The sequence below is a fragment of the Methylobacterium sp. CM6257 genome, from assembly GCF_054611515.1.
In genome coordinates this window covers 6,249,318-6,261,650 of record NZ_CM137735.1, presented here as the reverse complement: position 1 = coordinate 6,261,650, position 12,333 = coordinate 6,249,318, and the positions used below count along the sequence as shown (strand labels likewise).

Annotated in this window: 13 protein-coding genes and 2 pseudogenes; 10 read left to right on the top strand and 5 right to left on the bottom strand. The window is 65.4% G+C overall.

What is annotated here, in order from left to right:
• Window positions 1-183 precede the first annotated feature (183 nt).
• Window positions 184-711, top strand: coding sequence for a DUF3280 domain-containing protein (locus ACYCO6_RS30490; RefSeq protein ID WP_459766364.1), 528 nt, complete (start codon window positions 184-186; stop codon window positions 709-711).
• A gap of 51 nt (window positions 712-762) precedes the next feature.
• Here the strand turns inward: ACYCO6_RS30490 and ACYCO6_RS30485 are convergent, their stop codons facing one another.
• Together ACYCO6_RS30485 and ACYCO6_RS30480 are read right to left on the bottom strand one after the other, a co-directional pair.
• Window positions 763-1,023, bottom strand: a complete 261-nt coding sequence (locus ACYCO6_RS30485; RefSeq protein WP_459766362.1) for a hypothetical protein — start codon at window positions 1,021-1,023, stop codon at window positions 763-765.
• Window positions 1,024-1,079: 56 nt separating this feature from the next.
• A complete protein-coding gene (locus ACYCO6_RS30480) occupies window positions 1,080-1,373 on the bottom strand; it encodes a hypothetical protein (RefSeq protein ID WP_459766360.1) in 294 nt (97 codons plus the stop codon).
• A 216-nt stretch (window positions 1,374-1,589) separates the two neighbouring features.
• Between ACYCO6_RS30480 and ACYCO6_RS30475 the strand changes: the two genes are divergently transcribed.
• From ACYCO6_RS30475 to ACYCO6_RS30460, 4 genes are all read left to right on the top strand, one after another.
• The gene (locus ACYCO6_RS30475; RefSeq protein WP_459766358.1) at window positions 1,590-1,802 is read left to right on the top strand and encodes a hypothetical protein; all 213 of its coding nucleotides are present in this window, start codon (window positions 1,590-1,592) and stop codon (window positions 1,800-1,802) included.
• 463 nt (window positions 1,803-2,265) lie between these two features.
• On the top strand, window positions 2,266-2,592 hold the full coding sequence (locus ACYCO6_RS30470) for a hypothetical protein (protein WP_459766356.1): 327 nt from the start codon (window positions 2,266-2,268) through the stop codon (window positions 2,590-2,592).
• A 338-nt stretch (window positions 2,593-2,930) separates the two neighbouring features.
• Complete coding sequence (locus ACYCO6_RS30465) at window positions 2,931-3,785, top strand: phytanoyl-CoA dioxygenase family protein (protein ID WP_459766354.1); 855 nt, start codon at window positions 2,931-2,933, stop codon at window positions 3,783-3,785.
• Window positions 3,786-4,065: 280 nt separating this feature from the next.
• Window positions 4,066-4,635 carry a hypothetical protein gene (locus ACYCO6_RS30460; RefSeq protein WP_459766352.1) on the top strand — a complete coding sequence of 190 codons (570 nt, stop codon included), beginning with the start codon at window positions 4,066-4,068 and terminating at the stop codon, window positions 4,633-4,635.
• A gap of 261 nt (window positions 4,636-4,896) precedes the next feature.
• Here ACYCO6_RS30460 and ACYCO6_RS30455 read toward each other — a convergent pair whose 3' ends face one another.
• Window positions 4,897-6,018 carry a helix-turn-helix transcriptional regulator gene (locus ACYCO6_RS30455; RefSeq protein WP_459766350.1) on the bottom strand — a complete coding sequence of 374 codons (1,122 nt, stop codon included), beginning with the start codon at window positions 6,016-6,018 and terminating at the stop codon, window positions 4,897-4,899.
• A gap of 131 nt (window positions 6,019-6,149) precedes the next feature.
• Between ACYCO6_RS30455 and ACYCO6_RS30450 the strand changes: the two are divergent.
• Together ACYCO6_RS30450 and ACYCO6_RS30445 are read left to right on the top strand one after the other, a co-directional pair.
• Window positions 6,150-6,684: pseudogene (locus ACYCO6_RS30450) on the top strand (IS66 family transposase); the annotation flags it as partial.
• Between the two features lie 198 nt (window positions 6,685-6,882).
• On the top strand, window positions 6,883-7,032 hold the full coding sequence (locus ACYCO6_RS30445) for a hypothetical protein (RefSeq protein WP_459766348.1): 150 nt from the start codon (window positions 6,883-6,885) through the stop codon (window positions 7,030-7,032).
• Window positions 7,033-7,235: 203 nt separating this feature from the next.
• Here ACYCO6_RS30445 and ACYCO6_RS30440 read toward each other — a convergent pair whose 3' ends face one another.
• Both ACYCO6_RS30440 and ACYCO6_RS30435 read right to left on the bottom strand, forming a co-directional pair.
• Window positions 7,236-7,997 (bottom strand): hypothetical protein, encoded by a 762-nt coding sequence (locus ACYCO6_RS30440; protein ID WP_459766346.1) that lies wholly within the window; start codon window positions 7,995-7,997, stop codon window positions 7,236-7,238.
• A 906-nt stretch (window positions 7,998-8,903) separates the two neighbouring features.
• Entirely contained in the window at window positions 8,904-9,098 is a 195-nt protein-coding gene (locus ACYCO6_RS30435) for a hypothetical protein (protein ID WP_459766344.1), read from the bottom strand.
• Window positions 9,099-9,218: 120 nt separating this feature from the next.
• Here ACYCO6_RS30435 and ACYCO6_RS30430 point away from each other — a divergent pair.
• The 3 genes and pseudogenes from ACYCO6_RS30430 to istB all read left to right on the top strand — a co-directional run.
• Window positions 9,219-9,991, top strand: a pseudogene (locus ACYCO6_RS30430) (IS3 family transposase); the annotation flags it as partial.
• Between the two features lie 145 nt (window positions 9,992-10,136).
• Window positions 10,137-11,402 (top strand): IS21 family transposase, encoded by a 1,266-nt coding sequence (gene istA / locus ACYCO6_RS30425; RefSeq protein ID WP_459761958.1) that lies wholly within the window; start codon window positions 10,137-10,139, stop codon window positions 11,400-11,402.
• Window positions 11,399-12,268 carry an IS21-like element helper ATPase IstB gene (istB, locus tag ACYCO6_RS30420; RefSeq protein WP_459761956.1) on the top strand — a complete coding sequence of 290 codons (870 nt, stop codon included), beginning with the start codon at window positions 11,399-11,401 and terminating at the stop codon, window positions 12,266-12,268. Before istA ends, istB begins: the two co-directional genes overlap by 4 nt.
• Window positions 12,269-12,333: the final 65 nt, after the last annotated feature.

Here is a 12,333-nt window from a genome sequence, read left to right as displayed (position 1 = left end):
CCGCGCTGTACCTTCGCGGCCCTCATGACCCCCCGCCCTGGAGTTTATCCCCGAGAACGGTGGCGGGGCCGGGCGCCGGTTCCGGGCGTGAAAGGGACGGGATCCGGATCATAGGAAGCCACTCGTGACGGATCGTCGGTTCGTGTGTTCCCCGATCAGAGATCGATCATCGGGGGAACGCTCATGAGGGTCTACGTTTGCGGGGTATCCGCCACCGTCGCGATGGTGTTCGCTGTCACAGTCGCTCATGCTGAACCGCCGAAGGCCGCGGTCTTCGATTTCCAACTCGCCAATCTCGGCGCTCAGGGGCCCACCGAGGCCGATGTGGCTCGTCTCGGTCCATTGAGCGATCTCTTGCGCCAGCAGCTGAAGGAAACGGGCCGCTACGAGATCGTTTCGACGGACCCGGTCAGAGCGGAGGTCGCCAGGAGCGCGGAGCTGCGCAAGTGCGGTGGCTGCGCGGAGGATTTCGCCCGTAAGCTCGGAGCCGACGTGGCGATCACTGGCGAGATCCAGAAGGTCTCGAACCTGATCCTCAACATCAACGTCTACGTTAAGGACCTGAAGGCCAAGACGCCTGAGCGGGCCTACAGCGTCGATATCCGGGGCGACAACGACACCTCGTTCGAGCACGGGGTGAAGTACCTCGTGAAGAACAACTTGCCGCCGCCCAGTGCCGAACACGAAATCGGCCAAGGCAGGCACAGGTAGGACGATCTGACTCCCGGCTCGCGATCGGATCGGGCAGGGGGGGCGTCAGGCCTATGCAACGCCGATAGGCTGCTGCTCGGGCCCACCCTCGCTGACGAGGCTACCGATCAGACGCCAGAGTTCCTGATGTACGGGTCCGTTGCGGCCGGATGCGAGGAAGGTCGGCAGACTGAAATCCGTCACGTGCCCGCCCGAGGCGACGTTGCCGGTATGCCGAACGAAGCTGTGCCCGGTCGTGGGGTCGAACAGCAGGTGCCAGTGGTCGCCATTCGGGCTGGCGTAGATCAGGCGGTCGGGTCCAGAAGGGCTCATGAGCGTCCTCCGACATAGAGCCCGTCGCGGTGCGTCACGCGCGGGGGCTCAACGCACTAGTCGCGTCTCGCTTCGGCATTCGCGCGCTCGACCACGGCCCGCAACGCTGCGCTGCCTTCCACCATGAACCAAGCGCGCAACATGCCGGTGGTTTCAGGCGTGTCATCGGGCCGCTCGCGAAACAGATCGGCGTAGCGGGCCAGCTCGCGCTCCACGAACATGTCGAGGTAGGCAGCACCTCTGGTCCTTGCGAGATCTATGAGGGCATCTTCGAGGACGCGCTGCATCATCTCGCCGACCATGGCCGAGACGTAGACCGCCTCCGCACTGCCCTGTTCGGGCTCTTCCAACCACGCCTCCTATTCACTCCATGGCGCCGTCCTAAGCTTGACCGAGCACCTGATGCAACGCTGGCTCGCATGTCAGTCTCTTAAGACGTGGAGGCTGACCGGCGCAGCGGCAAGGAGAGCGCCGCCAATCTGAAGATGGCCTAAACCGTAGCAGGACTGTTCGGAGATCGATGGTGCCGCCTCACGGTGGCGTCATCCGGTGTGGGCTGGCATAGCTTGTCGACGGCCGATGAAGTCCCGCATCCCTACTCCATCGAGGTCTCGCCTCTCGTCAGACCGGACGGACACTTCCGGTGGGCGATCCGCCGGAGCGGCAAGTTGATCGAGCGCTCCGACCGCCCCTACCGCAGTGAGGCCGAGGCCTACGAGAGGGCGCTGGAGGCCATCCAGCGCGAGATGAAGCCGGGCAGCGATTTCCGGGGCCGTTGAGCGTGCTGCCGTCCTCCCAGACTGTCAGACGAGATCGGCGCGCAGCGACACCGTCAGTCCAGCCGCCTATGACTTCACGGCGGCCAGCTCCTGCAGAGTGAGGTCAACCGCACGGGCGAGCCGCTCGGCGGTTTCAGCTACGGCCGGGTCCCGCGACATCGCAATTGCGGCTTGCTGCAGCTGGCGAAACTGCTGAAGGCGCGCGACGGGATCGGCTTCTCGGGCGATGGCTGACTGTACGAGGCCTTGGACCAACTCGCGTGCTAAGCGCTCATCGAGGTCCGCCAGCGGCTGGACCTTCGCAGCTTGATCGCAAGCGCTCCGAACGTCCGCTGCGCCGGCAGAGGCCTCCGCTCGGCGGAGAGGCTTGCCGGACTGCCTGTCGGGTGATCGCGTCATGGTAGCTCGCCGCGGATCAGGCCTCGCCAGAGAAGACCACTTATGTACCCTCGATCCGCGCCAGGTGAGCCTCGTGCTGCGCCTGAAGATCCTCGAGCGTAGCGAGGAGCGCCTCGGCCTCCTCGGTCGGGAGACTGTCTGCTCTCAACCGAGCTATGAGCGCGCGCTGGCCGGCGACGTGATCCGCGCCTTGGCGAACATGCCGCCCCGTCATCTTAAGCTCGGTCTCTTCTCCGCTCGCCGGGGACATAGCAGGCGCCTCACCAAGCAACGCGAATCTTCCCTCCTGTTAGCATGTCTGACGGAGCCGCGCCGGCAGTTTCATGCCGTGCCGGCGCGCAGCGTCGAGGCGAACCACGCAGCCTCTCGATCGGCCCGTCTCTGGTTATGAAGAAGACAGGCGAGGCTCTATCGATGCTGATCATAGCCGGGTGTGTAAGTTGAGCAGCCTGGGATGACAGGACGGTCTGGATTGCTTAGACCAAAAGCACAGGTACGGATGGCGGTTTGGCACCAAGCTGGACGCCATCGACCGCCTCATGATACCGACAATTCAGTAATTTTTCCCGTGAATTAGATTTCGGATCCTCTCGATTGCCGTGAGCACGGGGGGCGCCTATGACAAGCACAGCAGATAGCCGCGTAGGGAACCCTGACGTTCGCACGGGCTCCGCCGGCCTTCCCACACTGCTCGAGTTGACCAAACACCGGCTCGCCGGCTGGCTTGGTGTGTTGCGTGCCGCCGGGCGGGTCCCCACGCGGCTGCTGACTGAGGCGGAAATCGCCGCCTTTCGCCGCGACGGGTTCCTGGCCATTCCGGCCATCACGACCGCGGAGGAACTCGATACGCTGCGGGGCGCCTATGACCGCCTGTTCGACGAGGCGCGGGGCTGGAAGGACGGCAGCCTGTTCGATCTCGTCGACGTCGACCGGGGTGCCGGCCTCGCCCGGTCGCCGCAGCTGATCAACCCGTCGCGGTTCGAGCCGCTCCTGCGGGACATCCTGTTCCGGACGAACGCCCTGGCCATGTGCCGCCAGCTCCTGGGGCCGAAGGCGGCGCTGGTCTTCGAGCACGCGATCCGGAAGCCGCCGAAGGTCGGGGCCGCCACGGCCTGGCATCAGGACGAGGCGTTCTACGCCGCCTACACCAACTACCGGGCGATCACGGTCTGGATGCCGCTCCAGACCGTCACGCCCGAGAACGGCTGCATGCTCTACGTGCCCGGCAGTCACTTGGAGCCGCTCCTGACCCATCGCAGCATCGGCAACGATCCGCGCATCCATGGGCTGGAGGCGCTCGGGGTGCCGACCGAGCGGGCGGTTCCGTGTCCGCTCCCGGCCGGGGGCGCGACGTTCCACGATTGCCGGACCCTGCACTGCGCCGGGCCGAACCTCAGCGATGGGCCCCGGCGCGCCTACGCGCTGGGCTTCGGGGTCCGCGCCGCGGAGCACACGCTGCGCACGGAGCATCCCTGGAACGCCGAGAAGCGCACCCTGCGGCAGGAGCGTGAGCGGCAGGCCCGGGGGCCCATCGCCCGCATCGCGGTCAGGGCAAAGCAACAGATCAAGGCGCTCGTCCGCTAAAGTCTGTGCTCTGTATTTCAACAAGGAACCGACTCCCATTTCGATCAGATCGCGTCGGGTCCATGGGGCTCGGTACCGTCAAGCCGTCATCGAGGACGAGGGCTGAGGCGGACATTGGCCCATCAGCGCCGGCAATGATGTTTTCGGGTGGACGTGCCTGCGCGATCGGCCCGCCACGAAATCCCCCCTCGGGAGGTTTCTGCCGCCTGCCCGCCGCGTAGACTTGCCGAAGCGCGGGATGCCCAAGGGCAGCTACGGGCCGGGAGGGTGGAGGCAGTACATGACCCAAATGGGCGAGAGGCGGCTCGGCGGCCGGCTCGGCACAGTGTCGGAATTCTGGCTCTGGGCCTTCGGCGACCTGCGCTCGAACTGCGTGCGGGGCTTCTTTGCCGAGTGGATGGTAGCGCAGATCCTCGGCCTCGAACCCAACCCGCCAGGATCGTGGGACAATTACGACCTGCAGCTCAGGGATGGCAGGACCGTCGAGGTGAAAGCGGGCGCCTACCTGCAGGCCTGGCACACGGGCGGCTCGCCGCCTTCGAAGGTCCAATTCACGGGCCTTAAGACGAGCAAATGGCTGGATGGTGGGCACAGGCGCAGCGCGGAAGAGAAGACCTTCAACGCCGACCTGTACGTGTTCTGTGTCCATACCGAGCGTGACGCTGAGCGCTGGGATGCCTTCGACCTCGCTCAGTGGGACTTCTACGTCGTGCCCCGAGCACAGCTCGAGGCACGCGACGCGGCCTGCTTGCATCTGTCCAGCGTGCAGCAGTTCGCGCAGCGCGTCTCTGCCGATGGACTGCCGGCGGCACTTGGCGCCTCTTCAACTGAAATGGCCCGTTCTCGCTGACGGGGAGCTGCCCGGCCTGGGTGAGGCGCGAACGGAGGCGGTCGGGTGTGGGTACGAGTGTCGGGTAAAACTCCACGTCCCGCACAGGCATGTCCGGGGGAAGCGGTCGGCCACGACTCCGGCCATCCGGCCCGCGGTGTTGCGGGCTGGGATCAAAGCGGGGTGAGGGCGCGGGCCCCACCGCCCAGGCCGTGGCCGACATCAACGCAGAGTATACTCTGTGAGAGCGGGCCAAGATCGGCCACCGGTTCTTCCAACCCTTCAGGTTCGCAGGCCGACACGGCTCAGGAGCACAGCGACTTGGCTCTGCCGGTTGATTCCGGTCTTGGAGTAAATGCGCTTGAGCACTGTCCGTGCAGTCGCTTCGCTGATGCCAAGGCGTTCGGCTGCCTCGCGTGGGGATGCGCCCTGCCCGATGATGGCTGCGAGGCGCGCTTCGGCACTGGTTAACCCGTAGAGTTCACGCAGGAGCGAAAGATCTGGCAGCGCGTCCGCTGGTTGGTCGATCACCAAAACGAGGCTGCGCGAGCGGCGCAGGACCGCCTCCGCAAGATCCTGACCAACTCGGATCGGCATCCGGAAGGCGGCGAGCCGTGTCCCGTCCTGCCGATGCAGGAGGAGTGGCGTGAACTCCGTCTCGTCTGCGTTCTTGGAGCGCAGTTGGGCGGCAATGGCAGCGCCAAAGCTGAGCCTCCGACCAGCCGTCCGTACCACAAGGCGTCCGTTATCGAGCGCAAGAGGCCCGGTCTGCAGCAACGTCTCGGCGGCGGCGTTGGAGAACAGCACTCGGTCAGCATAGTCGAGCGTGAAGACAGCCGTGCCAAGCCGTCTCAGGGCCTGACCCAGCGCCTGAGTCTTCGTCTCGCCCTCGATCATCGCGATGCCGAGGCGCAGCGACCGTTCGACGTGCCGCCCAAGCCGGGCGAAGATGGCCTTCTCCGCGGCTTCAAACGGCGGTCGTCCCACCGCTCGTTGGATGGTGAGGGCGGCCTGCAGCATCGGATCAGGCGAGACCCCAACCGCTGCGACCCGATAGAGATCGAACCGGGAGAGAAACTCGGCGTAGAAGGGATGGGTCTCCATCTCCTCAGGAGTAATGGCGTCTTCGTCTGTCACCACGTCGCCAGTGACCCAGTAGGCGCGTTCGACGGCGCGTTGAGAGCGGACGTCGTGACGCCACCAGCCCTCCTCCTGATAAACGCGCTGGGCTTCTGCCAAACCGGGTGAGGCGATGGCACCAAACGAGCCGTCCTCGCGCGTCCAGAGCATCACGGCACCGACATCGCCGGTGCAGGCAGCAATCCGGTCTAGCGCCGTAGGCCACATGTCCGGATCAGTTGCAGCCTCGTAGATAGCATCAACCGCCTCGTCGGTTCCGATCACCAAACCAGTCCACTCTCAACCAATCTGCTTCGTCAGTACCCGCTGGAACGAAGACCAATCCAGAGTAAACGGGACACACCGGCCCGACCAGCTGATGTGGGTCGGCTCGTAATGGCAAGACGAACCGCCTGCGCGCGGCCGAACGTCCCATCGCGCATCTCCCCGGGTTCGCAGGCGTGCTGCAGGTCGACGGCTATGCGGCCTACGAGGCGCCGGCCAAGGGCGGTGCGGTGCGGCTGGCCTGCTGTTGGAGCCATGTGTGTCGGCAATTCTATGACCTCGCTGCCGCCTCGCTGATCGCGACGGAGACGCTCTCCCGCATCGCCGCGCTCTGCAGGATCGAGGCCGAGATCCGCGGTCGCTCCGCCGAGGAGCGGCGCGCGGACCATCGGGAACGAAGCCGGCCGGTGATCGGGGCGCTGGAGGCGTGGCTGCGGGAGAAGCCCGGTCTCCTGGCCGCAAGAGCAGTCTGGCTGAGGCGATCCCGCTGCGCCCTGAGCCGCTGGGCGAGGTTGGGCCTGTTTCTCGACGACAGACGCATCGAGATCGACTCGAATGTGGTCGAGCGCACGATCCCGCATCGTCCAGGGTCACCCACAGCGCCGCCTCGATGATCCGCTGCCATGGCCTTACCCGGCAACGCCCGCCCTCAAAGCCGTCGCCTGACGACGAAGCCCCCCGGTGCATTTTGGACATGCTGCTGCCGTGCGTGTGCACGGTTCCGTGATCGTGGCTTACCTCAGATAGGCGATGCGCAGCAGAGTCAGTATTATGTATGCAGGGCTGTCTAGTTCAGGCTGAGGCAGCCTCCCGGCTCACGTGCCGTGTGCATCACCATCACAACGGTGGCGAGTGAGAGACAAGATGGTCATCACGGTCCTCTGCGTGGCGTTCTTCGGGCTCGGCCTCACCGGCGCTCACGGCCTGCGTCAACGCGGGCACGCCATACCGAAGTGGCCATTGGTAGCTACCTCAGCACTCGCGATGCTGGCCATGCTTCTGGTCCGCGCTTGATCAGGCCGGAAAGTCGTCAGATCTGGTAGGGCGTGTCCGGCGAGGATCGACTGGGTTCCAAGCCCTTCCGGCGGATCACGGCCGCCGCGAGCGGCTTCTTGAGGAAGGCCAGGAATGCCTCGGCCCGGGCCTTGTCCGTGGCTGAAGCGGAAACCCCTCCAATCAAGATGACATAGGATTGCAGAACGGATGTGCAAGCGCTGTCACACGGTCAGCAGCAAGCTCGCGTAGCCGGATGCTCCGAGCAGGAAAGCCCAGAAACGGCTCTGGCGCTCACTGGGCACTTCCTCCTTCAGCACGTTCAGCACCACGCCCCCACCCAGGAAGGCTGTCAGTGCTGCGATAGCCGCCTTGGAGATCTCCGTCGCTGATCCGACAGCCCAGCCCAAGGCGACAGCTGCAATCAGGATCCAGCGCCCGAGGTGCCGATACTGCTGCTTATGGTCCTCGTTCAGCCCATAATCGGTGACGATGAAGTGCAAGGCCATGGCCACGGTGAAGAAGGCTAGGGATAGAGGCGTCATCACCTCACGATGGAGAAGCAGGTAGCCGATCAGCGCGTTGTAGATCCCGAACGAGGCCATGTGGATCCAGAACACGCTCGGGCTGGTGCCCGCCTCCGCTGCCGCCTCGGAGGCGCGCCCAGCCTGGACCGGTGCTCCCTCCCGGCGCGAACGCGAGGTCTTGGCGAGGCGATCAAGGCCATAGAAGACCAGCAGGCCAGCGAGCGCGATCAGGTAGACATGCCGCTCGGCCAGGAACACGGCGGTCGCCCTGCCGATGACCTCTTGGCCGGCCGCGAGTTCTGGCAGGAGGTGCACGAAGACGTAGGCGACGGACACGCCGCCCGCGACAGAGAGCCAGGCGCTGCGCGGGGTGCCCTCCAGAAAGCGCATGGATGGCGTGAGGACATGCACCAGCGCGAGAAGGACGGTAGCAAGCAGCGTGAGTAGAGTGATCGTCAAGTCTGAACCCTTCCGGCGGCTCCTGTCGGACAGGGTCGTAACTCTCCCCATAGGGGCGATGGATCCCGCGGCGCGCTCATCCCACCAGTGCCGGAAGATCCCAATCAGTATCAGGAGCACGGGTGCCGCAGCACTGTCGTTCGTCAGGCCGCCCGGCTCATGGTGCCACGGCATACCTTGCCACGCTCTACCGCGCGCGCTCCAGGCCGGGTGGGTTGATCGGACGAGGCCGCCGGTTGCCCCTCGGCAGCTCTTTGCCGGCTCCGCCCCGACTCCTGGGCGGTCCCTGTGGAACTCCCGGGTTACTGACGCTCGCGGGCATTCTCCGCAATCCGACAGGAACGTTGGGGTAAAAGTTGGGGCGCCGCGATTGCGGCCGATGAAAATAAACGCACTTCCAGCTACTTAGCGGGATGTGCTGGCGGCGGGCGCAGTCGTTCGCGAACCCGTCTCTGCGGCTGGTTTCGCTGCTTTCAGGGAAGACTGCCGTGTTTCGGAGGTTTGGATCCCAGCGGAAGCTGATTTACGCGCGTATTTTCTGACACTTACCGGCACGGCTCCCTGCTTCATAGGGTAGGGAATTTAGTTCACTTTACAGCGAATTTGCTGCGCGCTGCAGCGAGCGATTGCGAGTCTCTGAGGATCAACCTTTTTGCTCTTGTCAGAAACCTCGACCGGGGTCTCTAAAAGGTCGGAGGTAGCTCCGAGGGTCGTTGTGTTCGCCAAGCGCCAGCAGGTCGTGCAAGTCCTCTTCGCTCTGTCGTACGGGGCGTCACGAGATGCGCGCGACCGCCTGGAAGCTGAGGTGCCCCCTTTCTCTCTCACTCGCATCAAGCGCCTTCTTGAGATCGATCTCAGGTGGGCCCGCGCCAATCCGGAGCTGCTGCCCCGCTTCGGTCTGGCATTTTACGACCAGTGCCGCTCGGTACCGGGTACGAGGTTCAGTACTTGCCATTTCGCGTGTTCACCCTCGCCGTGGCGCTCGAACTCGTTCGGTTCGGCGTAAAACAGGGCGAGGCCGTCGACATCATCGCGCAAATCCAAGGCGATCTGAAGCGTGTCTTCGATAAAACCAATCGCGCTTGGCAACCGTTCGGGCACACGAACGCGACTCAGAATAAGTCAGAGATCTCTGAGAACTCTTGACCCTGACCCAGCAAACTGGTCCGCGTCGAGCGCAAGTTTTTCGGGCATCCTGAACCCTGAAGGAGGGTGGATGCCATGCCTCGCAAACGCTTCACGAACGAGCAGATCGCCTTTGCCCTGCGGCAGGCGGAGAACGGTGCGACGGTGGACGAGGTCTGCCGGAAGATGGGTGTGTCCGAGCCGACGTTTTATCGGTGGAAGAAGCAGTTCGTCGGCATGGGCGTGCCGGAGATCCGGCGGCTGAAGCAGCTGGAGGACGAGAACAGCAAGCTTAAGCGGCTGGTCGCCGACCTGACACTGGACCGCTCCATGCTGCAGGACGTGCTCAAGCGAAAGTGGTGAGGCCCGCTGCTCGCCGCGAGGTCGCCGGTCACCTGCAGGTGGCCTACGGCATCAGCGAGCGTCGGGCCTGTCAGGCCACCGGCTTCGGCCGCTCGTCCCAGCGCTACCGCAAGCGCGCCGATCCGCAGGTAGCTCTGCGCATGCGGCTGAAGGAGTTAGCGGCTGCACGGGTGCGCTACGGCTATCGGCGGCTGCACATCCTGTTGCGACGAGAGGGCTGGGAGGTGAATCACAAGCGCACCTACCGGATCTACCGGGACGAGGGGCTGTCGATCCGGCCCAAGCTGCCCAAGCGCAAACGGGCTTGTCGCTACCGGCAAGGGCGGCCGGCCATCGGCGGACCCAACGAGGTCTGGGCCATGGACTTCATGTCCGACCGCCTGTTCGACGGGCGTCCGTTCCGGATCCTGACGGTGGTCGATTGCCATACGCGAGAGGCGCTCTCGCTCACACCGAGAGCCAACTTCCGCGCCTTCCAAGTGACCGAGGCCCTGGACGTGTCAGTGGGCGTTGAATACTCCCTGATTGTGGGGACCGAAAATTCCCTGGTTGGTGCCCTGGCCTGAGTGCGCGGCGGGCACCCCGCGTCCCCGGGCTTATCCATCCTCCGCCATCATGCCCGCCGATGCGTATCGGCCGGGAGCGACGAGGATGGTCCTGCTGGGAGAACTCCTCATGATCCTCGACCTGCACCGCCAGGGTCTGTCGATCACCGCCATCGCCCGCCGGACCGGGCGCGATCCAAAGACCGTCCGCAAGTACATCGCGCGCGGCCTCGAACCGCCCGCCTACGGTCCACGCCAAGCCGGACGCCCGAGCAAGCTCGCCCCCTACCTCGTCTATCTGCGCGAGCGCGTCGCCGCCTTTCCTGATCTCAGCGCCGTGCGCCTGACCCGCGAGCTGCGGGAGCGCGGCTATACGGGGGACTACACCGCCGTAAAGCGGTTCGTGGCCGCGATCCGGCCGCCCGAGGCCCAGCCCTACGAGGTTCGCTTCGAGACGCCCGCCGGCCAGCAGGCGCAGGTCGACTTCGCCCGCTTCGAGGTCTCCTTCACGGACACACCGGGCGCGACCTGCATCGTCTGGCTGTTCTCGCTCGTGCTCGGCCATTCCCGGCATATCGAGGCACGCTTTGTCCTGCATCAGGACCTGCAGACCCTGCTGCGCTGTCACATCCAGGCGTTTGCCGCGATGGGCGGCGTGCCGATCGAGATCCTCTACGACCGCATGAAGACCGCGGTCACCGGCGAGGAAGCGGACGGCCACATCGTCTACAACCGATCCCTGCTGGCGCTGGCCAAACACTACGGCTTCCTGCCGCGTGCCTGCCGCCCCTACAGGGCCAAAACCAAGGGTAAGGTCGAGCGGCCGTTCTCCTACATCCGCCAGGACTTCTTCCTGGCCCGCTCATTCCGCAACCTTGACGACCTGAACCTCCAGCTCAAGGTCTGGCTCGACACCGTCGCCAACGTTCGCCTGCACGGCACCACGCAGCGGATCGTCTCGGAGGCCTTCGCCGCCGAGAAGCCCGAGTTGCAGCCGCTGCCGGCCGTGCCCTTCAATGCCCTGCTCAAGCTGGAACGGCGCGTCAGCCATGACGGCCTCGTCTCGATCGGCGGCAACTACTACAGCGTGCCGGACCGGACGCGGCGGGTCGTCGAGGTGCACCAGCTGCCCGACACGATCCGTATCCTCGACGGCGGCCGGCTCGTGGCGAGCCACCCGATCCTGGAGGGCCGGCGACAGTACCGCGTCGATCCCGACCATCGACAAGGCGCGGCCGCTCGGGCCATGCGGCACGGCCATCCCGACAGCCTGACGATCGGTTGCCGGGGCGATCACGTCGCCCGGCGCTCGCTGTCGGTCTACCAGGCCGTCGGCGAGCGGCTCGCCGCCGGGATCGAGGGCCGGTCATGACCCGCGCCGCCCCCTCCCATGCCACCACGACCCTGGACAGCATCAAGCGCAGCTTGGTCGGCCTGCGCATGCCGCGCGCCCTGGAAGTCCTCGACGCCGCGATCCGGCGCATCGAACAGGGTGAGATCGACGGCATCTCTGCCCTCGACGAGATCCTGACCGAAGAACTGACGTTGCGCGAGAACCGCCGGGTGAAGACCGCCCTGCTCGTGGCACGCCTGACCACGATCAAGACGCTGTCGGGCTTCGACTTCGCTTTCCAGCCCTCCCTCGACCGGGAGCGGATCATGGCGCTGGCGGAACTGACCTTCATCGATCGGGCCGAGGTCGTCCATCTCCTCGGCCCGCCCGGCACCGGCAAGAGCCATCTCGCCACGGCGCTTGCCGTCGAGGCGGTAAAGGCCGGGCGCAGCGTCGTGTTCTCGACGCTGGCTGATCTGATCGCTTCGCTGGCCAAAGCTGAGCGCGACGGCGCGTTGCGCGAGCGGATCCGCTACCTCAGTCGGGCCTCCCTCTTGGTGGTGGACGAGATCGGGTACCTTCCCGTCGTTCCGGGTGGGGGCAACCTGTTCTTCCAGCTCGTCAACGCGCGCTACGAGAAGGGCGCGATGATCCTGACCTCGAACCGCGGCTTTGCCGAATGGGGAGAGGTATTTGGCGATCCCGTGGTGGCCACGGCTCTGCTGGACCGCCTGCTTCATCACGCCGTCGTCGTTCAGATCGAAGGAGCGAGCTACCGGCTGCGCCAGCATGGCGAACTTGTGCCCGAGCACGTCCGCTCGAAGGCACTCATCACCCCACCGCCCCCTCCACGCCGCCGTGGCCGGCCACCAAAGAGCGCGACCCTCGATCACAGCGCCGGCTGATCACCGTCGACCACCAAACCCGCCGATCAGGGAATTTTCGATGCCCATAATTGCGGAGACTTCGG